Origin of the sequence: Paragemmobacter straminiformis (assembly GCF_014243445.1) — a bacterium.
Taxonomy (GTDB): domain Bacteria; phylum Pseudomonadota; class Alphaproteobacteria; order Rhodobacterales; family Rhodobacteraceae; genus Paragemmobacter; species Paragemmobacter straminiformis.
In genome coordinates, this window is sequence record NZ_JACLQD010000003.1 from 484,742 (window position 1) to 506,675 (window position 21,934).

The 21,934-nt window shown below is 64.7% G+C and carries 15 protein-coding genes; 6 read left to right on the forward strand and 9 right to left on the reverse strand.

What is annotated here, in order from left to right; genetic code table 11:
* The first annotated feature begins 42 nt into the window (after positions 1–42).
* The gene (locus H7F16_RS12805) at positions 43–876 is read left to right on the forward strand and encodes an alkaline phosphatase family protein (RefSeq protein WP_185797993.1); all 834 of its coding nucleotides are present in this window, start codon (positions 43–45) and stop codon (positions 874–876) included.
* Here the strand turns inward: H7F16_RS12805 and H7F16_RS12810 are convergent, their stop codons facing one another.
* The 7 genes from H7F16_RS12810 to ettA all read right to left on the reverse strand — a co-directional run bounded on the left by H7F16_RS12810 (position 877) and on the right by ettA (position 13,411).
* Positions 877–1,719 (reverse strand): EamA family transporter, encoded by an 843-nt coding sequence (locus H7F16_RS12810; protein WP_185797994.1) that lies wholly within the window; start codon positions 1,717–1,719, stop codon positions 877–879.
* A gap of 74 nt (positions 1,720–1,793) precedes the next feature.
* Positions 1,794–2,543 carry a class II aldolase and adducin N-terminal domain-containing protein gene (locus tag H7F16_RS12815; RefSeq protein WP_185797995.1) on the reverse strand — a complete coding sequence of 250 codons (750 nt, stop codon included), beginning with the start codon at positions 2,541–2,543 and terminating at the stop codon, positions 1,794–1,796.
* Positions 2,540–3,475 carry an alpha/beta hydrolase fold domain-containing protein gene (locus H7F16_RS12820; RefSeq protein WP_185797996.1) on the reverse strand — a complete coding sequence of 312 codons (936 nt, stop codon included), beginning with the start codon at positions 3,473–3,475 and terminating at the stop codon, positions 2,540–2,542. The genes H7F16_RS12815 and H7F16_RS12820 overlap by 4 nt, the downstream gene beginning before the upstream one ends.
* 120 nt (positions 3,476–3,595) lie before the next feature.
* Positions 3,596–3,802, reverse strand: a complete 207-nt coding sequence (locus H7F16_RS12825; RefSeq protein ID WP_023665438.1) for a cold-shock protein — start codon at positions 3,800–3,802, stop codon at positions 3,596–3,598.
* A gap of 418 nt (positions 3,803–4,220) precedes the next feature.
* Positions 4,221–7,016, reverse strand: a complete 2,796-nt coding sequence (locus tag H7F16_RS12830; RefSeq protein ID WP_185797997.1) for a VCBS domain-containing protein — start codon at positions 7,014–7,016, stop codon at positions 4,221–4,223.
* 358 nt (positions 7,017–7,374) lie between these two features.
* Complete coding sequence (locus H7F16_RS12835; protein WP_185797998.1) at positions 7,375–11,349, reverse strand: beta strand repeat-containing protein; 3,975 nt, start codon at positions 11,347–11,349, stop codon at positions 7,375–7,377.
* 406 nt (positions 11,350–11,755) lie between these two features.
* Entirely contained in the window at positions 11,756–13,411 is a 1,656-nt protein-coding gene (gene ettA, locus H7F16_RS12840) for an energy-dependent translational throttle protein EttA (RefSeq protein WP_185797999.1), read from the reverse strand.
* 108 nt (positions 13,412–13,519) lie between these two features.
* Here ettA and H7F16_RS12845 point away from each other — a divergent pair, with 108 nt between their 5' ends.
* Positions 13,520–14,116 (forward strand): nicotinate-nucleotide adenylyltransferase, encoded by a 597-nt coding sequence (locus H7F16_RS12845; protein WP_185798000.1) that lies wholly within the window; start codon positions 13,520–13,522, stop codon positions 14,114–14,116.
* Positions 14,117–14,239: 123 nt separating this feature from the next.
* Complete coding sequence (dacB, locus tag H7F16_RS12850) at positions 14,240–15,658, forward strand: D-alanyl-D-alanine carboxypeptidase/D-alanyl-D-alanine endopeptidase (RefSeq protein WP_185798001.1); 1,419 nt, start codon at positions 14,240–14,242, stop codon at positions 15,656–15,658.
* A gap of 219 nt (positions 15,659–15,877) precedes the next feature.
* Here the strand turns inward: dacB and H7F16_RS12855 are convergent, their stop codons facing one another.
* Positions 15,878–16,279, reverse strand: coding sequence for a tellurite resistance TerB family protein (locus H7F16_RS12855; RefSeq protein ID WP_185798139.1), 402 nt, complete (start codon positions 16,277–16,279; stop codon positions 15,878–15,880).
* A 136-nt stretch (positions 16,280–16,415) separates the two neighbouring features.
* Between H7F16_RS12855 and H7F16_RS12860 the strand changes: the two genes are divergently transcribed.
* The 3 genes from H7F16_RS12860 (at position 16,416) to H7F16_RS12870 (ending at position 21,107) form a co-directional block, all read left to right on the forward strand.
* Complete coding sequence (locus tag H7F16_RS12860; protein WP_185798002.1) at positions 16,416–17,996, forward strand: lysine--tRNA ligase; 1,581 nt, start codon at positions 16,416–16,418, stop codon at positions 17,994–17,996.
* Between the two features lie 122 nt (positions 17,997–18,118).
* Entirely contained in the window at positions 18,119–18,520 is a 402-nt protein-coding gene (locus tag H7F16_RS12865) for a DUF4864 domain-containing protein (RefSeq protein WP_185798003.1), read from the forward strand.
* 298 nt (positions 18,521–18,818) lie between these two features.
* On the forward strand, positions 18,819–21,107 hold the full coding sequence (locus tag H7F16_RS12870) for a glycosyl hydrolase family 28-related protein (RefSeq protein ID WP_185798004.1): 2,289 nt from the start codon (positions 18,819–18,821) through the stop codon (positions 21,105–21,107).
* A gap of 74 nt (positions 21,108–21,181) precedes the next feature.
* Here the strand turns inward: H7F16_RS12870 and H7F16_RS12875 are convergent, their stop codons facing one another.
* The gene (locus tag H7F16_RS12875) at positions 21,182–21,658 is read right to left on the reverse strand and encodes a pyridoxamine 5'-phosphate oxidase family protein (protein ID WP_185798005.1); all 477 of its coding nucleotides are present in this window, start codon (positions 21,656–21,658) and stop codon (positions 21,182–21,184) included.
* Positions 21,659–21,934: the final 276 nt, after the last annotated feature.

The window sequence follows — 21,934 nt, forward strand, 5'->3', positions numbered from 1 at the left end:
TCCGCAGGGGCAGCCTGCGCTGCGGGCGGGAAAGAGGAAAAGATGCATAAACTGCTGCTCATCATCATCGACGGGGTGCCCTATCGCAACTGGCGGCGGCTGTTCGGGAACCTTGAAGGCTGGGTAAAGTCGGGCGACGCGCGGGTCTGGAAGATGCGGGCGGTGCTGCCGTCAACCTCGGCCTCGTGCTACGCCTCGATCCATACGGGGGTGCCGCCGCAGGTGCATGGCATCTGGGGCAATGCCAATGTGAAAAAGCTCGACCTGCCGGATGTGTTTTCCGAACTGGCGCGGGCAGGGCGGCGGACGGGGGCTGTGACGCATAGCTTCTGGTCCGAATTCTTCCAGCGCGCGCCCTTCGATACCGTGCGCGATATCGAATATGACGAAGAGGCAGGGCCGATCCATCACGGGCGTTTCCACACGATGGCGGGCTATGGCCATGCCAACCAGATGACGCCATCGGACCACGACCTTTTCGCCACGCTGACGCGGCTTTGCGAGGTGAAGGGGATCGACTACGGCATCTATCATTCCTGCACTCTCGACAGCATGGGGCACCGTTTCTTTCACGACTGCGAGGAGATGGATCACGCCTGCTATCTGCTGGACGAGCAGATGGCCCCGTTCATCCAGCGCTGGCGCGACAAGGGCTATGAGGTGATCGTGACCGCCGATCACGGGCAGGACGAGCGCGGGCATCACGGCGGCGCGGGCGAGTTGCAGCAGGACTTTGCCTTTTACTACTTCGGCGCGTCCGCCATGCCGGCCAAGGATGTGGTGCTTGACCAGTTGGCGCTGGCGCCCTCGATCCTCACGCGTATGGGCGTGGCGGTTCCGGCCAGCATGAAGGCCGCGCCCTTCTTTACCGCGTGATCACACGGCGAAGTGCATCATGCCCACGCTGCCCGCGATGACCAGCACGCCCAGCGTATGGGCGGCGCGGGCCGGTTCGCGCAGCCACAGATAGCCAAGACCCGCAGCAAAGACGATGCTGGTTTCGGCCAGCGCTGCGACAAGCGCGACGGGGGCCTGTTGCAGCGCAAAAAGGACAAGGCCATAGATGGTGAGCGACATGCCCGCCATCAGCGCACCGCGCGGCAGGGCGGCAGGCCCGAGGGCGCGCAGGCGCGGCCCCTCGCGGCGGGCGGCAAAGACCGACAGGACCACGGCATTCCCTACATAAAGCGCCGCGCAATAGGCGGTGGCCGAACCTGCAAGCCGGACCCCGACAGCATCGGTGACGGTATAGCCTGCGATCACCACGGCCAGACCAAGGGTCGGCCCCAAACCGCGCAGGCGCAGGCCTTGCGGAAGGGCATTCATGGTTACCAGTGCCAGACCGCCAAGGATGCACAGCACCACCAGAAGCGCGCTGGCCGACAGATGCTCGGCCATGAAGATCGCGGCGACAAGCGTGCTGAGAAGCACCGCTCCGCCCCGCGCCACCGGAAAGACCAGCCCCAGCGCGCCCTTGTCATAGGCGCGGCCCAGCATCAGCCAGTAGCCCGCCCCCCACAGGACCGAAAGCGCCAGCCAGGGCAAGGCGGCCGGATCGGGCAGGCCGGTGAAGCAAAGCGCCACCAGTCCCAGCCCCCCGCCGAGGATGCCCGTCAGCAGCGACATGGCGTAGCAATCGCGTTCGGACTTGAGCAGCAGGTGCATCACCGCGTCGATCAGGGCGGCGGCGAGAACGGCGAGGAGAACGACATGTGACATGGGGGACCTTGACGGAGTGCCGGTATGGCCCTCCGTCTAGCCGCATAGGTGGGGCGCGGCTGTTCCCCAAGGAACTACTGCGCGTAGGTCGAACGTTCCTCGTCGAGCATGGCGCGGATTTCCGACAGGTGGAAATCGGCGGCACCGGGGTAATCCTCCCATTCCTGCGCGGTCTTTTCGGCGACCGCGTCGGAAAGCACCCGCAACGGGCGGCCGGTTTGCAGGGCGCGGATGTAGGTTTCGGCCGCGCGTTCAAAGTAATAGAGGCGGTTGAAGGCCTCGGCCACGGTGCGGCCCACGACCAGCACGCCGTGGTTGCCCATGATCATCGTGGTGATCTTCGGATCCGCCAGAAGGCGGGCGCAGCGGGCACCTTCGGCCTCGAAGGCCATGCCGCCGTATTGTTCGTCCACCACCTGACGGTTGAAGAACATGGCCGAGTTCTGGTCGATCGGCGGCAGGCGGCTGTCGGCAAGGCTGGCAAGCACCGTGGCGTGGATGGAATGGACATGCATCAGGCACCGGGCATGGGGCAAGGCGCGGTGGATCGAGCCGTGCAGCCCCCAGGCCGTGGGGTCGGGCGCATCGGGGCGGTTCATGGTTTCGGGATCGTTCGCGTCGATCTCGATCAGGCCCGATGCGGTCATCCGGGCAAAGTGGCGACCGTTGGGATTGATCAGGAAGCGCGTGCCTTCGGGGTTCACGGCCAACGAGAAGTGGTTGGCGACGGCCTCGTTCATACCGAGTCTTGCGGTCCAGCGGAAGGCGGCGGCCATGTCGCAGCGTTCCTGCCAGTGGGTCAGATTGGAAAGGGGGGCGTTCATGAGGCGTCCTCGAAAGGCCAGTCGCCGGCGGCGAAGGCGGTTATGGCGGCGGTGATGCGGGCGAAACTGGCGGCGGCGCGGGGCACCGTGGCGCGGGCGCGCAGGTAGCCGTGGACAAGGCCCGTTTCGGTGACGGAACGGGCTTTGCCGCCCGCGGCCCTGAGTGCTGCGGCATAGGCATGGGCATCATCGGCAAGCGGGTCGCATTCGGCGGCGATGGCGAGGGTTGGCGGCAAGCCGCTGAAATCGCTGTCGGAAAGCGGAGCGAAGCTTGGGTCGGGCGGCGGCTCGGCCCCTGCGTGGCGGGTGCGGGCGTAGAAGAGAACGTCATCGCGCGTCAGCATCGGGGCCTGCGCGTGGGTCAGGTAGCTGCCCGCGTTCCGGTTGCCGCCAAGGCCGGGGTAGATGAGGATTTGTCCCGCAATGCCAAGGGCTTGGTTGCGGCCCACGGCCTGTGCCGTGGCGGCGGCGAGGTTGCCGCCCGCGCTGTCTCCGGCAAGGATCAGGGGGGCGGGAAGTTCGGCGGCGATGGCGCCCGTGGCGGCGACGGCATCGTCGAAAGCGGCGGGGTGGGGGTGTTCGGGGCAAAGGCGGTAGTCGACAGAAACCACGTGAAATCCGGTGGTTGCACGGATTTCGGCGCAGATGTCGTCGTGGCTGTGAAGGCCGCCGACGACGAATCCGCCGCCGTGGAAGTAGACGACTGTTGCCTTCGCTCCGGGGTAGTGGCGGCAGGGGACGCCGCCGAAGGTGCGGTCGGTGGCGGTGACGCCTGCGGGGTAGCCGCGATGGAAGGCGCTGCACATCCGGTCATAGATCGCGCGCTGTTCCGCGATGGAAAGTGTAGCCGTATCAGGGGGATAGGCCGCATCTGTGGTGCGGATGAAGGCCCATGTCGCGGCGTCGATAAGGGTGGGGTAATCGGGTGTCATGGGGGCAGTCTGGGCGGAGAAACCCCCCGCTGCTACCGTTTTGGCGACCCTGCGGATGTCGGGAATGACAAAGGGCGCGGCCTTTCGGACGCGCCCTTTGCGATCTGTGGATTAACGAAATCAGGCCAGCGCGAGGTTGGTCGCCGATTCGCGGCCATCGCGGCCTGCTTCGATGTCGAAGGTCACGGCTTGGCCGTCTTTCAGGCCACGCAGGCCTGCACGTTCCAGAGCGGTGATGTGGACGAACACGTCCTTCTTGCCGCCTTCCGGGGCAATGAAGCCGTAGCCTTTGGTTTCATTGAACCATTTCACGGTGCCCTTGGCCATCGTGAAGTCTCCTGTCAAATCTGCCGCCCGCACTTTGCGGCGGCCTGGCCCCGTCAGCCTGGTCGATGCTGGCGCCGGTGAAACCGGTAGACAGAAGTCGAGTAGAGTTAACGTCGCAACGGGGATATGAGCACGGAAAAATCAAAAATCAAGGAATTTTGCGCGATTTACCTGCGCCGCGCCCCGTCTGGGTGATGGATGTAACGATACATGCCATAGTTGCCATTTGCTTGGGCAAAAGGGGCGAAGCCGGATGCACAGGCGATGCAGATGCGTTGCACGGCGCGTTAAGGGACCGGTAACCCCGCCTCGCCCCCGCCCGGGCCGTGGGGAACGATGCCGAAAGGGGCGGGGTTCCGGCCATCGGAAGCGGGCGGGATGACGCCCCGCCGCGATGGGCGGGGCGCAGGCCGGATTTCTAAAGGCCCAAGTAGGGCGGCTGGAGGTCGGGGGGATTGTCGAAGATGACATTCGACTCGGTCAGCGATGTCGTCACGACCTTGACCCAGAATTCGGCAGTCGTGGTGTCGCCGTCGTTATCGGCGGCCAAGGTGATGGTGCCATCGCCGTTGTCGATGGTCCAGACGCCATGCGCGGTTGCGGTCGTGCCGCCCCAGACAAGTCGCTGTGTGAACTGCAGCGTGGAATCCGCGTCGATGCGCGTCAGGTTGATCTTGTCGTCCTCAAAGACGAAACCCGATTTGAAATCGGTGATAAGGTCGCCGCGGTCGTCGGCTTTGATGAAGACGAACATATCGCTCCCTTCGCCGCCGCTTAGCGTATCTGCCCCGGTGTCGCCAAAGAGCGTATCCTTGCCAGTGCCGCCGCTGAGGCTGTCGCTGCCGGACCCGCTGCGCAGCCAATCGTTGCCTGCACCGCCGTCAATCCGGTCATTGCCCGCGCTGCTGACAATCGCGTCATTGCCATCATTGCCATAAATCGAGTCGTCGGCGCGGCCCCCGACGACGGAGTCGTTGCCGGGGCCGGCATTGTAGAAGTCCGTCCCCCCATCGGGGAGGATGACATTATCGCTTCCAACGGTGGAGGATGGGGCGGTGACGTCGTTCGTGCCAAGGCGGTCGGAAAAATCCGGCGCCGAGCTGGGACCGAGCAGCGTCAGGTTCGGCTGCGGGGGCGGCGGCGGGGCGATATCGGCCATGCCCTTGACGGTGACGTTGATCGTATGGGCGGTGCCGTCGGCCGAGGTGACGACGAGCGAGTCGAGCTTGCTGTCGGTTGCCCCCAGCGCCTGAACCGCCGCCGAGGCATTGTCGAGCGTGTAGCTCCACGCGCCTGTCTGCGCATCGAATGTGAAGTGGCCGTATTGGCCTGCAAGCGCGGTTTCGGCGTGTGCCTTGAAGATGGCTTCGCCGCTGTCCCTGTCGGTGACCGAAAGGATCCCGCCCGTCGCGGTGCTGCCGTCTTCGACGACGACGCCTTTGGTGTTGCTGTTCGTGATGACGGCGGCATCGTTGGCGCCTGTCAGGGTGATGCTGACGGTCTGGTAGACATCGTCGCCCGCCTTGTCGGTGACAAGGATGCCGTATTCCAGCACCTTCTTTTCGCCCGCCGCCAAGGCCTGAACGGCCGCTGCGGCCTTGTTCAGAACAAAGGTCCAGCGCCCTGCATTGTCGATCGAGAAACTGCCGTATTGCGTGTTTTCGGGCAGGGCCGGAGTGGCGGCAAAGGTCAGCACGTCGCCGCGGTCGATATCGCTGGCGTTGATCTTGCCAGAGGAGATGAAGGGTCTTGCATCTTCGGTCAGGGCGCCCGTGGTGGTCGAGGTGCCGATCTGCGGCGCGTCGTTCGTGCCTGTGATGGTGACGGAGACGACCTGCTTTGCAAGGCCGCCTTTGTTGTCGGCCACCAGCACGGTGTAGGTGAGTATCTTTTGCTCGCCGTTGGCAAGCGCCTGCACCGCCTTGCTGGCGTTGTTCAGTTCGAACACCCAGCGGCCCGTTTGGTCGACCGTGAAGTCGCCAAAGGCTGCGACCGTGGATTTCACGGGGGCGACGGAAAAGGCGAGCTTGTCGGTCAGATCGGCATCCGCAGCGACGATCTGGCCGGCGGCCTGGGTGGTGGGGGAACCTTCGTCGACGAAACCGGCCTTTTGCGCGCTTGTGATGGTGGGCGCGTCGTTGGTGCCGGTCAGCGTGACGGTGACGGTTTTCTGTGCCGTGGACCCCAGATCGTCGGTGACGGTGACGGTGTAGGAGAGAACCTTGACCTCGCCCTTGGCCAGCCCCTGCACTTCGGGGCTGGCCTTGGCGAGTGTGAAGGTCCACTTGCCTGTCGCATCGACGGTCATGGTGCCGTATTTCGGGGCGTCTTCGGTGATCGGGGTGGCTGCAAAGGTCAGGATCGTGCCGTGGTCGGCATCGGTTGCGGTGATCTTGCCGGTTGCGGTGGCGGCCTTGCCGTCTTCGGTCAGCGCGCCGGCGGTCCGTGCGCTGGTGATGACGGGGGCGTCATTGGTGCCGGTTATGGTGACGCTGAGGGTTTGGGTCGCGGTGCCGCCTTTGCCGTCGGATACGGTGACGGGGTAGTCGAGGGTTTTGAGCTCTCCGGCCGTAAGGGATTGGACCGCGGGGCTGGTGGTTTTGAGCGCATAGCTCCACGCGCCGTTCTTCTGCACGGTCAGCGTGCCGAAGAGGTCGGATTTGCTGCCCGAAAAGGCAAGGGCGGTGCCGAGGTCAGGGTCGGTCGCGGTGAGTTGGCCTGCGGCGGTGGTTGGCCCGGAATCCTCGGTCAGGGCGAGGCTGCGGATGGCCGAGGTGATGACCGGCGCGTCGTTGGTGCCGGTGAGGGTGAACTGCGCCTGTGCGAGGCCGAGCGTGCCATCGGCAAGCAGGATCGTGTAGTAGAAGCTGTCGGTGATCTTGTCGCCCGCGTTCAGGGCCTGAATGTTGCCCGCGTATTTCGCAAGGGCGCCGGCAAGATCGACCTCGACCTTGCCGTTCACGATGCGGATCAGGTTGCCGCCTGCGCTGCGTTCCCAGTCGCTGCCGATGTCGGAGGTTTTGAGGGTGTCGATGGTCGCGGTGCTGCCGATCGACCAGAGGGTATTGCCCGCGCCGCCGACATCGTTCGCAAGGACATCGAGCGTGAGGATCGTGCCCGAGGCAAGGGCTGCGCCATCTTCGGTCAGCGCGAAGCTGTCGGCGGCGGCATCGGTTCCGGTGGAAAATGTCAGGGAGGGGACAATGGCGGTCATGGAGACTGGTCCTGTTGATACTGGTTAAATCATGATCCCGCCCCGGTACATTCGGGGCTGACAGGAAGTGTAGGGTTTTCGGGGAATTTGAGTCAATTTAATTTCGGGATTTTGGCTTTTCCGTTAAATGCCTATTTTATTTCAAGTATATGATATTGTTTGATTTTATATCGTTCATGAATGCGCTTTCGTTGACGGACCGTAAAATATCGGTTTCCTTCCGGTGATCTGTCGTGCGGTTTATTTATTTGCCCTTCGGGTGAATTAATTACCGTTAAAATCAGGTATCCTCGGCAATCGTGACAAAGACGAAAGGCCCCGCCGTCGGGCGGGGCCTTTGGTGGTCTTGGGGCGACGGTCAGAGGATGAAATCGCTCGCCGTGAAGGAGGTGCCGTTCACGGTGAACCAGAGTTCCGCCGTATCGGTGTTGCCGTCGGTATCGGCATAGACGGTCGAGGTCGAGGCGTCGGCCACATACCAGAGGCCGTTTGCCGTCTTGCTGGTGCCGCCCCAGGTGAAGGCCTGATCGCCCGCTGCGATGGCGTTGACGTCGATGGCCGAGACGTCGATCTTGTCGGTGCCCGAGGTCTTGAAATCGGTGATGCTGTCGCCCCGATCCGAAGTCGACAGGAAGATGAAGCGGTCGTCGCCCGAGCTTCCCGTCAGCGTATCGGCCCCAAAACCGCCGATGAGGGAGTCGTTGCCGCTGCCCCCGTTCAGCGCGTCGTTGTTCGAGCCACCATAGAGCGAGTCGCCATCGCCGGACCCGATCAGCGAGTCGTTTCCTGCGCCGCCGTAGAGAGTGTCAAAGCCCGGCCCGCCATCGACCGTATCGGCCCCGTTGCGGGCAAAGACGGTGTCATCCCCGCCCAATGCCGAGATGTTGTCGGCCGAACTGGTACCTTTGATATTGTTGCCAAAGTTATTCGGTGTTTCGGGGAAGCCCGAGCCGTTCGGGTCGTTCGGATCTTGGTTGGTGGTGTCGACCGCGCCAAGGGTAGAGGGGGTCTGCGAAACCTCGTCCGCGCCGTTGATCGTGACGACGATGTCCTTGGTTGCCGTGCCGTCGAGCGAGGAGACGGTGAGCTTGTCTTGCAGCGAGGCGCCGGTGTTCAGCGCCTGCACCGCCGTGCTGGCGTTGTTCAGGGCATAGGTCCATTCGCCGTTGGCGGTGTTGAAGGTGAAGGTGCCGTAGGTGCCGGTGAGGCTTGTCGGGGCGCGGAAGGCGGCCTCGTCGTGGTCGACGTCGGTGACCGTCACTTTCCCGTTGGCCGTCAATGTGCCGTCTTCCGTGACCGATCCGGTCGACACGCCGCCGATGGCCGCCGCATCGTTCACGCCTGTGATGTTGACCGTTACGGTCTGGATGACGGCGCCCCCGTTCGTGTCATAGGCCACGATGTTGAAGGTTTCGACATCGGTTTCACCCGCGTGAAGCGACTGCACCGACGACGGGTTGACCTGATAGCTCCATGCGCCGTTGTTGCTGACCGAGATCGAGCTGAACTTGTCAGCGACGGGCATCCCCGAGAGGCCATAGGTGACGGCATCGCCATCGACATCGGTTGCCTGCACCTGACCGGAAACGGAAAGCTGGTCTTCGGTCATAGAGACCGTCGGGGCAGCGGCCGTGAACACGGGCTTGTCATTGGTGCCGGTGATGGTGACCGTGACGTCCTGCGTTGCGGTTGCGCCTTTGTCGTCCTTCACGGTGACGGTGAAGGTTTCCGTCTGGGTCTCGCCCTGTGCAAGGTTCTGGTGGGCGGCGTTGTCGAGCGAATAGGTCCACTGGCCTGTGGCGGCATCGACGGCGAAGGCGCCGTAGGTGCCGGTGGCGTTGCCGCTGAAGGACTGCGTCGCGCCGGTATCGACATCGGTCGCGGTGACGGTGCCGGTTGCGGTCAGCGTGCCATCTTCGGCCACCGCGCCCGTTTGGGCGGACGAGGTGATGACGGGGGCGTCATTGGTGCCGGTGATGGTGACCTTGACGTCCTGCGTTGCGGTTGCGCCATGCTCGTCCTTCACGGTGACAGTGAAGGTTTCCGTCTTGGTGTCGCCCTGTGCAAGGTTCTGGTGGGCGGCGTTGTCGAGCGTATAGGTCCACTTGCCTGTGGCGGCATCGACGGCGAAGGCGCCGTAGGTGCCGGTGGCGTTGCCGCTGAAGGACTGCGTCGCGCCGGTATCGACATCGGTCGCGGTGACGGTGCCGGATGCGGTCAGCGTGCCATCTTCGGCCACCGCGCCCGCTTGGGCGGAGGAGGTGATGACGGGGGCGTCATTGGTGCCGGTGATGGTGACCTTGACGTCCTGCGTTGCGGTTGCGCCTTTGTCGTCCTTCACGGTGACGGTGAAGGTTTCCGTCTTGGTCTCGCCCTGTGCAAGGTTCTGGTGGGCGGCGTTGTCGAGCGTATAGGTCCACTGGCCTGTGGCGGCATCGACGGCGAAGGCGCCGTAGGTGCCGGTGGCGCTGCCGCTGAAAGACTGCGTCGCGCCGGTGTCGACATCGGTCGCGGTGACGGTGCCGGATGCGGTCAGCGTGCCATCTTCGGCCACCGCGCCCGTTTGGGCGGAGGAGGTGATGACGGGGGCGTCATTGGTGCCGGTGATGGTGACCTTGACGTCCTGCGTTGCGGTTGCGCCATGTTCATCGGTGACGGTGACGGTATAGGTCAGTTCGACCGACTTGCCCTCGGCGATCGACTGGACTGCCGCGCTGTTGTTGGACAGGGCAAAGCTCCATCCGCCGTTGCCGTCGACCGAGAAGCTGCCGTAGTCGGCGTGCCCCGCGTTCGATGCTTCGGCGCTGTAGGTCAGGGTTGCGCCGGTATCGACGTCGGTGGCGGTGATCTGGCCGGTGGCGGTGGCGGTGCCATCCTCGGCGACGTTGGCGGCCGTGTCTGCGGCAGTGATGACCGGCGCGTCGTTCGTTCCGGTGATAGTGACCGTGACGTCCTGCGTTGCGGTCGCGCCTTTGTCGTCCTTCACGGTGACGGTATAGGTCAGTTCGACCGACGTGCCCTCGGCAAGGGTCTGGACCGCGTCGGCGCCGTTGGACAGGGCAAAGGTCCATTTGCCGGAATTGTCGACCGAGAAGCTGCCGTAGTCGGCGCTGCCTTCGGTTTGCGCGGTGGCGCTGTAGGACAGGGTTGCGCCGGTATCGACGTCGGCGGCGGTGATCTGGCCGGTGGCGGTGGCGGTGCCATCCTCGGGCAGCGTGGCGGTCGTGTCTGCCGCGGTGATGACCGGCGCGTCATTGGTGCCGGTGACGGTGACGGTGACCATACGGGTGGCGGTTGCGCCATGCTGGTCCGTCACGGTGACAGTGTAGATGATGGTCTTGACCTGACCTTCGGCCAGTGACTGGACGGCGGCGTTGCCGTTCGCCAGGGTGAAGGTCCATTTGCCATCGTTGGCGATGTCGAAGGTGCCGAAATCGGCCGCCCCGCTGGTTCTGGTTGCGGCCGAGTAGGTCAGGATCGCGCCGTTGTCGATGTCGCTGGCGATGATCTGGCCCGAGGCGAGGGCGGTGTCGTCTTCGCCCGTGCTGCCCGAGGCGGTGGAATGGGCGCTGATGGTCGGCGCGTCATTGGTGCCGGTGATGGTGATGGTCACGTCTTGCGTGGCGGTGCCGCCATTGCCGTCCGAGACGGTGACGGGGTAGGTCAGGGTCTTGACCTCGCCCTTGGCGAGCGACTGGACGGCAGAGCCGGAGGTCTTGAGATCGAAGCTCCAGACGCCGCTTGCGTTCACCGTGAAGGTTCCGAAGCTGTCGGAGACGTTGCCCGAGAAGGACAGGCGGTCATTCGTATCGGCATCGGTCGCGGTGATCCGGCCGACGGCGCTGAAGGCGGGGCTGTCTTCGGTGAAGGCGACAGAGCGTGCGGTCGAGGTGATGACCGGCGCGTCGTTCTGGCCGGTGATGGTGAAATCGGCCTTGGCGAGGCTGAGCGTGCCGTTGGCGAGGCGGATGGTGTAGTAGAAGCTGTCGGTGATCTTTTCACCCGCGCCGAGGCCCTGCACGCTGCCGCCATAGGGAGAGAGCGCGCTGGACAGGTTCAGTTCGACCTTGCCGTTGACGATGCGCATCTGGTTGCCGCCGGCGGTCGTTTCCCATGCGCCGGAGGTGTCGGCCAACTTGAGGTTGGCAAAGAGCGCGGTATCGTCGAGCGACCAGAGCTGCTTGGCGTTGCCGCCCGCGTCATTGGCCATCACGTCGAGGGTGAGGATATTGCCGCCCGCAAGCGAGACCGTGTCTTCGTTCAGAAGGAAAAGATCGTTTGCGGCCTGCGGGGTGTTGCTGAACGAGGTCGCAGAGGGGGGGTTGGTTGCCATGACTCGTACCTATGTCGATCGATAAAATTACGGTTTCTTTGTGGCGAGGCCGGGGGCAACGCCTGACCATTAATGGATTAGGCACGACTTAAGGATGTGTCAAATTCTCTTTTGGGACAGGTCGCGCCGCGCGTTCGCGCCGTGTGTTTCTGCTTATTCTGTTTGAAAATCATATGGATGGGCCGAATTCGGCCGCGATCTGACCCATACTTTCGTCGGGGTATCGCTATTGTGGCGAGAATTTGGCTGTTCCTTGGGGAACAGGCCGGGCGAAGAAACCCGGCGGGCGAGGCTGCGGGGAGGATCGGCGGGACAACCCGCGGTTGCCGCCTGTTTCACATCCGGGAACGAAAAAGCCCCGGCGCGGGCCGGGGCTTTGGGATCGGTTCGGATGATTCGCGCCGGATCAGCGGCTGAAACGCTTGTATTTGACGCGCTTGGGTTCGATGGAATCCGGCCCGAGCCTGCGGACCTTGTCTTCCTCGTAGGCCTGGAAGTTGCCTTCGAACCATTCCCAATGGGCGTCGCCTTCGTAGGCGAGGATATGGGTGCAGAGGCGGTCGAGGAAGAAGCGGTCGTGGCTGATGATGACGGCGCAGCCTGCGAATTCCTCGATCGCGGATTCGAGGGCTTGCAGGGTTTCGACGTCGAGGTCGTTGGTCGGTTCGTCGAGCAGCAGCACGTTGCCGCCCGCGCGCAGCAGTTTGGCCATGTGGACGCGGTTGCGTTCCCCGCCCGAGAGGAGGCCGACTTTCTTCTGCTGGTCGGTGCCTTTGAAGTTGAAGGCCCCCGTATAGACGCGCGAGTTCATCTCCATGTCACCCAGATGGATGACTTCGGAGCCGCCCGAGACTTCCTCCCAAACGGTCTTGTTGGGGTCGAGCGCGTCGCGCGACTGGTCGACGTAGGAGAGTTGCACGGTGTCGCCGAGGGTGATCGTGCCTTCGTCGGGCTTTTCCTGACCCGTGATCATGCGGAACAGCGTGGACTTGCCCGCGCCGTTCGGGCCGATGACGCCGACGATGGCACCCGGCGGGACGGTGAAGGAGAGGTCTTCGATCAAGAGGCGGTCGCCCATCGCCTTTTTCAGGCCCACGACCTCGATCACCTTGTTGCCGAGGCGTTCGCCGTTGGGGATGATGATCTGCGCGGTGGACGAGCGTTCAAGCACGGTCTGGCCCGCCATTTCGTTATAGCGCTGGATACGGGCTTTCGATTTGGCCTGACGGGCCTTGGCGCCGGCGCGGATCCATTCGAGTTCCTTCTCGAGCGCTTTCTGCTTGGATTTGTCCTCGCGGGCTTCCTGCTGCATGCGCTTGGCCTTCTGGTCGAGCCATGCGGAATAGTTGCCCTCGTAGGGGATGCCGCGACCACGGTCGAGTTCGAGGATCCACGAGGTGATGTCGTCGAGGAAGTAGCGGTCGTGGGTCACGATCAGGATCGTGCCCTTGTAGTCGATCAGGTGCTTTTGCAGCCATGCGATCGATTCCGCGTCGAGGTGGTTGGTCGGTTCGTCCAAGAGCAGCATGTCGGGCTTTTCGAGCAGCAGCTTGCACAGCGCCACGCGGCGGCGTTCGCCACCCGACAGGCTTTCGACATCGGCATCGTCGGGCGGGCAGCGCAGGGCGTCCATCGCCACGCCGACGGTCGCTTCAAGCTCCCACAGGTTTTCGGCGTCGATCTGGTCTTGCAGGGCGGCCATCTCGTCGGCGGTTTCGTCGGAGTAGTTCATGGCGAGTTCGTTGTAGCGGTCGAGAACCGCCTGCTGCTTGGCAACGCCCAGCATCACGTTGCCCTTCACGTCGAGCGCGGGGTCGAGGTAGGGTTCCTGCGAGAGGTAGCCGACCTTGGCCCCCTTGGCGGCCCAGGCCTCGCCTTTGAAATCGGTGTCCTGTCCGGCCATGATGCGCAGCAGGGTGGATTTGCCCGAGCCGTTGACGCCGACGACGCCGATCTTCACGCCGGGCAGGAAGTTGAGGTGGATGTTCTCGAAGCACTTCTTGCCGCCGGGATAGGTCTTGGAGACCCCTTCCATGTGATAGACGTATTGATACGAGGCCATCGTGCCGCTCCTGATCGATCTTTGGGTTGGCGTGTATGTAGCGATAATGCTGGACAAGGGCAACGTGGGGTGGTTCGGCTTTTGCCCGTATGGGCGGGGAGAGGCGATTTGCGGGCAGGGTTTCCGAAAGCCGCGACGGGGATGGTGATCGGACTGCTGGGCGGGTCGTTCGATCCGGCGCATGAAGGCCATGCGCATATCACGCGCGAGGCGCTGAAACGCATGGGTCTTGACCGCGTCTGGTGGCTGGTGTCGCCCGGAAATCCGCTGAAGGCGCAGGGGCCTGCGCCGCTGGCCGACCGGATGGCGCGGGCGAAAGCGGTGATGCGCGACCCGCGTGTGGTGGTGAGCGATCTGGAGGCGCGGCTTGGCACGCGGCGGACGGTGGACACGATCACGGCGCTGCAACGGCTGTATCCGGGGGTGCGCTTCGTCTGGCTGATGGGGGCCGACAATCTGGGGCAGTTCCATCGGTGGGAGCGGTGGCAGGAGATCTTGCTGCGCGTGCCGGTGGGCGTGCTGGCGCGGCCCGGTTGGGGCGTGCGCGGCCGGATGAGCAAGGCCGCGCGCATCTTCAACGGGGCGCGGGTGTCGCGGGGCGAGCAGTTGCGGATGCGGGACGCGCCGGTCTGGTGTTTTGTCAACCTGCCGATGGACGGGTCTTCGTCGAGCGCGATCAGGGCGCGGGGGGATTGGCGGCGATAGGCGGGTGGCCCCTGCGGCCCGTGCTGCGCCGGACGGGCGGCGCCGGACGGGCGGACGAATGGCAGGCTTGCGCCCTTTGCCCTTGTGCCGTTAGCGTTTCGTCAGGGTTTCGGGAGGGATGCGATGATTTCGCGGCGTGGCGTTCTGGCGGGGTTGCTGGCAGGGGTGGCCGCGCCGGTTCTGGCCGAAGGGGCGGCGCCTTCGGCGGCCGATCTGATCGCAACGGCACAGCTTGGCGGGGATGTGGGCTTTTGCATTGCCGATGCCGCCACGGGCAAGGTGCTGGAGGCCCTGCACGGCGACCATGCCTTGCCCCCTGCCAGCACGGCCAAGGTCATCACCTCGCTTTTCGCGCTGGAGCGGCTGGGCGAGGGGCACCGCTTTGCCACGCGGGTGCTGGCGACGGGGCCGGTTTCGGGCGGGGTGGTGCAGGGCGACATCGTGCTTGCCGGAACGGGCGATCCGGAACTGGACACCGACGATCTGGGCGATCTTGCCGCGCGGCTGGCGCAGGCGGGGGTGCGCGGGATCGCGGGGGGCTTTTACGTCTATGACGCGGCCCTTCCCTATATCGACGAAATCGCGTCGGACCAGCCCGAGCATGTGGGCTACAACCCCGCGATCTCGGGGCTGAACCTGAATTACAACCGCGTCAATTTCGAATGGAAGCGCGACGGTGGCGGCTATGCCGTGCAGATGGACGCGCGGGGCGAAAGGTTCGTGCCGCTGGTGCGGATGGCGCGGATGAAGGTGGTGCAGCGCGATGCGCCGCTGTTCACCTATCAGGCGCAGCGCGGGGCCGAGGACTGGACCGTGTCGCGCGATGCCCTTGGCAAGGGCGGAAGCCGATGGCTGCCGGTGCGCATCCCCGGGCTTTACGCGGGCGAGGTGTTCCAGACGCTGTGCGCGGCGCAGGGGATTGCCCTGCCCGAGGCGCGGGTCGCGGGTGCCGTGCCGCAGGGGGCATCGGTTCTGGCCGAAGTGGCGGGAGACCCCTTGCCCGATGTGCTGCGCCGGATGCTGCGCTGGTCGACCAACCTGACCGCCGAGGTCATGGGCCTTGCGTCGAGCGGTCAGGGGGGCTTGGCGGCCTCGGGCGGGGCGATGGCGGACTGGGCGCAGGCGCGGCTTGGGGTGCGGGCGCGCTTTGTCGACCATTCGGGGTTGGGGGCGGCATCGCGCATCGCGCCGGTCGAGATGGTGCGGGCGCTGGTCGCGGCGCAGGGCACGCCGATGGGCGCGCCGCTGAAGGCCGTTCTGCGCGATCTGGGGATGAAGGGCGAGGACGGGGCGGCGATCGAGTCGCCGGTGAAGGTGATCGGCAAGACGGGGACGCTGAATTTCGCCTCGGGCCTTGTGGGATATATCCAGCCGCCGAAGGGGCGCGAGATGGCCTTTGCCATCTATTGCGCCGATACCGGACGCCGCGACGGCCTGAGCCGCGCCGAGCGCGAGCAACCCCCCGGCGGCAAGGCCTGGCTGCGGCGCGCGCGGCGGCTGCAAGGCCAGTTGATCGCGCGTTGGGCGGGGATTTACGTCTGACCGTTGCGGCACACGGATGCGGGGGCCTGTCAGGCGGGGCCTTTGCCGGGGTTGGCGTGGACAGGGCTGGCGTGGACAGGGGGGCTGTCTGCCCCCCTCGGCCTGCGGCCTCACCCCCCGAGGATATTTAGGGCAAGAGGAAGGGGGGCTTTGGTCCCTTTCCGCTTTGCGCAGATTGCGTCGGGGCGTGGCGCGGTCTTGCGGGGCGGGGGATGGCGGTCAGGGTGTCATGTGCCGGACGCGGGCGCCCCATTCGATGGCGGCGGCGTGGAGGCGGTCGATGCTGAGTTCCTCGCGCACTTCCTCGAGCATGCGGAGTTCGACGTCGTTGTGCTTGCCGTCGGCGGTGACGACATCGCAGGCCAGCGCATAGGCGGTTTCGTTCAGCCGTTCGGGCAGGGCGTCGCGGATCAGGCCGAAGAGGGCGTCGAGGCCGTCTTCTTCCTCGAACAGGTCGAAGACGATCTGGCTGATGCGGCGGATGCGGTCGGCGTCGTAGGCGGCAAAGACCGGCATGTGGTTGACCATGCGCTGGATGGCGACGAGTTCGGCGGTACGCATATTCTCGTCGGACGCGGAGCAGGCGATCATCACGGCGATCAGGGCGTCTTGCGGCGACATGGGCGAAGAGTCGGACACGGCACGGATTCCTTATGGGGTCAGCCCTTAGATTATTGACGCGGGGCGGGGGCGGCAATAGACGAGGCCTGATTTTCCAAGGGCACGGGGCCTTTGGGACGGAATAGGATGTGTGGCGATGTCAACATTGCGCGATGCAGCGATGAAATCGAAAGCCTGGCCCTTTGAAGAGGCCCGCGCCATCCTGAAACGCTACGAAAAGAAAGACCCCGAAAAGGGTTATGTGCTGTTCGAGACCGGCTATGGCCCGTCGGGCCTGCCGCATATCGGCACCTTTGGCGAGGTGGCGCGGACCACGATGATCCGCCGCGCCTTCGAGGTGATTTCGGACATTCCGACGCGGCTGATCTGTTTTTCCGACGATGTAGACGGCATGCGCAAGGTGCCGGAAAACGTGCCGCAGCAGGACATGCTGCGCCAGCACATGCAAAAGCCGCTGACCAGCGTGCCGGACCCTTATGGCGAGTATGACTCGTTCGGGCACCACAACAACGCGATGCTGCGGCGGTTCCTCGATACCTTCGGGTTCGAGTATGAATTCATCAGCGCCACGGAATTCTACAAATCGGGCCGCTTCGACGACACGCTGCGGCTGGCGGCGGAGCGCTATGACGCGATCATGGACATCATGCTCGCCTCGCTTCGGGACGAACGGCAAAAGACCTATTCGGCTTTCCTGCCGATCCACCCCGTCACGGGGCGGGTGCTTTACGTGCCGATGAAGGAGGTGAACGCCAACGACGGCACCATCACCTTCGACGACGAGGACGGCAAGGAATGGACGCTTCCCGTCACGGGCGGCAACGTCAAGTTGCAATGGAAGCCCGATTTCGGCGCGCGCTGGGCGGCGCTGGATGTCGATTTCGAGATGTATGGCAAGGACCACAGCACCAATACCCCGATCTATGACGGGATTTGCGAGGTGCTGGGCGGCAGGAAGCCGAACCATATGACCTATGAGCTGTTCCTTGACGATCAGGGGCAGAAGATCTCGAAGTCCAAGGGCAACGGGCTGACCATCGACGAATGGCTGTCCTATGCGGCGACGGAGAGCCTTTCGTATTTCATGTATCAAAAGCCCAAGACGGCGAAGCGGATGCATTTCGACGTGATCCCGCGGGCGGTGGACGAATACCACCAGCAGTTGCGCGCCTATCCGACGCAAGAGATCGACGCGCAGGTGAACAATCCGGTGTGGCATATCCACGGCGGCCAGCCGCCCGCCAGCCATATGGTGGTGCCCTTCTCGATGCTGCTCAATCTGGCGAGCGTGGCGGGGGCCAAGGATGCCAAGGGGCTGTGGGGGTTCATCAGGCGCTATGCGCCCGAGGCCTCGCCCGAGGCGAACCCCGACCTTGACGCGGCGGCGGGCTTTGCGGTGCGCTATTTCGCCGACAAGATCGCGCCGACGCGGGTGTTCCGCCTGCCGACCGATCAGGAGCGGGCGGCGATAGGCGAGTTGCGGGCGCGGCTGGTGGCCTGGGACGGGGGCCTGGACGACGAGGCGTTGCAGTCGATGGTCTTTGCCGTGGGCAAGGAACACGGGTTCGAACCGCTGCGCGACTGGTTCAAGGCGCTTTACGAGGTTCTGCTGGGCGCATCGGACGGGCCGCGCTTTGGCGGGTTCGTAGCGCTTTACGGCGTGGACGAGACCGTGGCGCTGATCGACCGCGCGCTTGCGGGCGGGCTGGTTCAGTAAACGCCCCTTCGGGCGCTGGTCTTGCCGGACGCGCGGGGGTGACCCCGCGCCCCGATGCGGCTTGACCCGCCTTTGCCTTGGCCTACCCTTTGGGCGGGGACGATCACCGAAGGAGGCCGCCGATGCGACGCACTGCCTTTGTCTTACTGACTGCCCTTTGCCTCTCTGCGCCGGTCATGGCGCAGGACAACCCGATGCAGGCGACGATCCTGAACCAGCTCGAGGCCTTCAAGGCCGATGATTTCGCCACGGCCTTCACCTTTGCCTCGCCCACGATCAAGGGCATCTTCATGACGCCGCAGAATTTCGGCGCGATGGTGACGCAGGGCTATCCGATGGTGCATCGTCCCGGTGCGGTGAAGATGCTCGAGGCGCGCGAGGTGGCGGGGAACCTGTGGCAGAAGGTGATGATCACCGATCAGGCGGGGCGGACGCATATTCTGGATTACCAGATGGTCGAAACCGCCGAAGGCTGGCAGATCAACGCCGTGCAGCTGTTGCCCGAACCGGGGGTCGGGGCCTAGGGTTCCGCTTGCCCGCGCGACCCGGGCAGTCCGGTCCGTGATACCCCTGCGCCGTCGGACAAACGGAAAGGGCGTGCTTTTTGCCCTTTCACATTCCCCGAAATATCCCGGGGGAATCGGCCATCGGCCGATGGGGGCTGGCCCCCCCTGCCTGTGCCACGGGTGCTGCGACAGGTGGGGGGGATGATTTTTCGCAGAAAAATCGTGGGCGGGGGGCGGCGTACGCTGGTCTGACGCGCGGTTAACCCCGTGTTGCTACCCCTATCCCCCATCCGAAACGGGCGAGGGGTGACGGGCGATGAACAAGGCGATTACGGACGGGCTGGCGCTGATGCCTCCGGCCTTTGCGGCGGGGCTGAACCTCTGGTCGCGCGAGGACGGGCTTGCAGGGCAGGGCACATGGGCCGCACAGCCCAATGCGGCCTTTGTGCCCGCCGATCAGGATTTCGCGGGCTGTCTCGAGGTGCAGAAAACCACCGCGACGCTGAAGCTGCGCTGTTTCCAGCGCATCCCGTTTCTGCCCGGCATGTATCTGCGGGTGACGGCGCGGGTGAAGTGCCTGTCGGGGAACCTGCCTTCGGTCCGCATCGCGGGCTTTGCCGAGGCGGCCAACGGAACCAACGTGGCAAGTGCCGTGCAGGTCGGGCCGGCGGTGGTGCTGCCGGGCTACGGGTCGGTGGTGACGGTGCAGGCCATCGTCGGGTCGGGCAATCGGGGCGGGGTGGACATGGTCTGGGGGACCCAGCCCGCCTATGGGCATTTCGGGATCGACCTGACGGGGGCCACGGGGGGCGTTGTGCGGATCGACGACATCGTGGTCGAGGATGTGAGCGGCATTTTCCTTGGCGATCTGTTCGCCACGGTCGATGTGCGCGACTATGGTGCCAAGGGCGACGGGGTGACCGATGACACGGCGGCTTTCGCGGCAGCGGATGCGGCAGCAGGGGGGCGGACGGTTCTGGTTTCGGCCGGAAGCTATGCCATCGGCGGCAACCTGACCTTCAACAACCCCGTGCGCTTTATCGGCACGCTCGACATGCCTGCGGCATCGCGGCTGGTCTGCACGCGGAACTTCGACCTCGACACCTATTCCGCCGCTTTCGGGAGCGAGCTTGCGGGGTTCCGCAAGGCGTTGCAGGCGCTGTTCTATTTCTCGGACCATGTGGCGCTTGACCTGTCGGGGCGGCAGATCGAGCTGGCCGAACCGCTGGATGTCGCGGCCGTTGCGGGGCTGACCAGTTTCAACGGGCGGCGCGTGCTGATGAACGGGCAGCTTTCGCCCAACGGTTCGGCCGCATGGGCGACGACGACGGTGACGAGTGTTGCGACCTATGCCACCGCCGCGCCCCTGCGGCTGTCGGGGGTGGCGAATGTGGCCAACATTCCCCTTGGCGCACGGATCAGCGGCACGGGCGTGGGGCGCGAGGTCTATGTGCGGGGCAAGAATGTCAGCGCGGGGACGCTGGAACTGAGCCAGCCTTTGTTCGCGGCGGCGGGAACGCGGACCTTCACCTTCGAGCGTTACAAATACCTGCTCGATTTCAGCGGGTTCGAGAACCTTGCGCGCTTCGAGATCCGCGAGGTGGAGTTCAACTGCAACGGCACCTGTTCGGGGTTGATGCTGTCCAAGGTGGGGCTGACCAACCGCATCGAGAATGCGGTCTTCAACCGCCCGAAGGATCGGGGCATCACCTCGATCGGGTCGGGTTGTCAGGGGCTGATGGTGGATACCTGCCAGTTCCTGTCGAACGAGCAGGCGATGGCGGCGCAGAGCCGGACCAGCATTGCGATGAACACCAACGCCAATGACACCAAGATCAGGGACAACCGCGTGGTGCGTTTCGCGCATTTCGCGATCATCGGCGGGACGGGGCATCTGTTCCTTGGCAACCACTTCTTCCAGGGGGATGACCAGACCGACGGGACGCGCAAGGCGGGGGTGGTCTTTACCTCGACCAATGTGAAGACGGTGTTCAGCGGCAACTATGTCGACAACTGTTTCATCGAATGGTCGAACGAGCATGATGCCGAGCCGGACCTTGTGTCGGGCTTTTCCTTCGGCGGGCTCACCATGAGCAACAACATCTTCATGGCCATCGATGTCGCCGCCTTTTTCCGCTGGCTGGTCATCACGCCGCGCGGGTCGGGGCATTACATCAACGGCTTGGCGGTGACGAACAACGCCTTCCGGACGGTCAACGGCTTCATCGACCGTGTGGATGCGGTGGATACGAGCTTTGCCGCGCTGGATACGGGGCGGTTCCGCAACATCGTCTTTGACGGGAATACCTATAACGGGATCACCCAGATCACGGTGAGCCCGCTGGTGATGGAGCATACGCAGGTTTCGGCTGCCGACACTTGGGTGGTGGAGACGGGGGGATTCCTTCCGTTCTCGGGCCGCGCACGGAATGTCACTGCGGTCGTGGCCGAGGGGGCGGTGACCAACGGGTCGAACGTGGCGCAATATGCGCTGCCCTATACGCTGGTCGAGCAGGGCACGGCGAAGACGGCGGTCAGCCTCAAATGGCCGGGCGCGGTGAAGGGGAAGGTCAATGTGACGGTGCGGTGTGACGTGCCGACGTAAGGGCAAATTTCTTCGAAGAAATTTGCAAATCCGTTCGAACGGATTTGGGGCGGTCCTGCGGGGCCGCCCTTTGGCTATTTCAGGTCATCGGCGGAAAGGCGGTGCGCCTTGCCGAAGCCCGCGTTGAGAAGGGCCGAGACGGGGTGCAGGCGGACGAAGGCGAAGTCGGCGAAGTCGATGTAGAGTTTCGCCTTTGGGTGGGTTTGCAACCAGTGGTCACGCAGCGCGGGGCGGGCGGGGTCGTCCGGGGCCACGAATTCGGCGCGGGCTTTCAGCATCAGGCGCGGGTGGGTGAGCGGGTCGCCCTTGGCCGCCGGTTCCCCCAGCAGAAGGGCGCAGGCGGGGTCGGCCTGAAGGGCTGCGTGGTGGGCGGAGAGCGAAGATATCAGCGTGACGGGGCCATCGGGCGAGAGGCCAAGGGCGATGCGGCTGATGGCGGGGGTGCCATCGGCAGGGTCGGTCACGGCGAGTGCGGCATGGGGCAGGGCGAGAAGGTCGCGGGCGAGGGCGATGGCTTCGGGCGTGGCGGCTTGGACGGGGTCTTTGGGCATGGGCGGGGTCCTCGGGTTGGTTCCTTATCGGCGGGGTTGGGGGTTGGGTGCAACGGGGTTGGGGGGAGGGGTTAGCCCGCGTGTCCTTTGCTGGGCAACGGCTTCAAACCCAGGCACGGCGGCAGGGCTGGACCGTGGCCCAAAGCCACGGTCCGCGCACGCCCCGCCCCCGGGGGCGTGCGCAAGGGCGCCCACCCCCCGTGGCGCGCGCGGACCTAACGGCGCGTCCGGGAAACGCTCCACCGGAGCCTTTCCCGAACGCTTGCACCCTGTGAC

Excerpts from the sequence above, each read along its gene's own strand:
- H7F16_RS12805 (WP_185797993.1), top strand. The coding sequence starts at position 43 with ATGCATAAACTGCTGCTCATCATCATCGACGGGGTGCCCTATCGCAAC.
- H7F16_RS12810 (WP_185797994.1), bottom strand. The coding sequence starts at position 1,719 with ATGTCACATGTCGTTCTCCTCGCCGTTCTCGCCGCCGCCCTGATCGAC.
- H7F16_RS12815 (WP_185797995.1), bottom strand. The coding sequence starts at position 2,543 with ATGAACGCCCCCCTTTCCAATCTGACCCACTGGCAGGAACGCTGCGAC.
- H7F16_RS12820 (WP_185797996.1), bottom strand. The coding sequence starts at position 3,475 with ATGACACCCGATTACCCCACCCTTATCGACGCCGCGACATGGGCCTTC.
- H7F16_RS12825 (WP_023665438.1), bottom strand. The coding sequence starts at position 3,802 with ATGGCCAAGGGCACCGTGAAATGGTTCAATGAAACCAAAGGCTACGGC.
- H7F16_RS12830 (WP_185797997.1), bottom strand. The coding sequence starts at position 7,016 with ATGACCGCCATTGTCCCCTCCCTGACATTTTCCACCGGAACCGATGCC.
- H7F16_RS12835 (WP_185797998.1), bottom strand. The coding sequence starts at position 11,349 with ATGGCAACCAACCCCCCCTCTGCGACCTCGTTCAGCAACACCCCGCAG.
- ettA (WP_185797999.1), bottom strand. The coding sequence starts at position 13,411 with ATGGCCTCGTATCAATACGTCTATCACATGGAAGGGGTCTCCAAGACC.
- dacB (WP_185798001.1), top strand. The coding sequence starts at position 14,240 with ATGATTTCGCGGCGTGGCGTTCTGGCGGGGTTGCTGGCAGGGGTGGCC.
- H7F16_RS12855 (WP_185798139.1), bottom strand. The coding sequence starts at position 16,279 with ATGTCGCCGCAAGACGCCCTGATCGCCGTGATGATCGCCTGCTCCGCG.
- H7F16_RS12860 (WP_185798002.1), top strand. The coding sequence starts at position 16,416 with ATGTCAACATTGCGCGATGCAGCGATGAAATCGAAAGCCTGGCCCTTT.
- H7F16_RS12865 (WP_185798003.1), top strand. The coding sequence starts at position 18,119 with ATGCGACGCACTGCCTTTGTCTTACTGACTGCCCTTTGCCTCTCTGCG.
- H7F16_RS12870 (WP_185798004.1), top strand. The coding sequence starts at position 18,819 with ATGAACAAGGCGATTACGGACGGGCTGGCGCTGATGCCTCCGGCCTTT.
- H7F16_RS12875 (WP_185798005.1), bottom strand. The coding sequence starts at position 21,658 with ATGCCCAAAGACCCCGTCCAAGCCGCCACGCCCGAAGCCATCGCCCTC.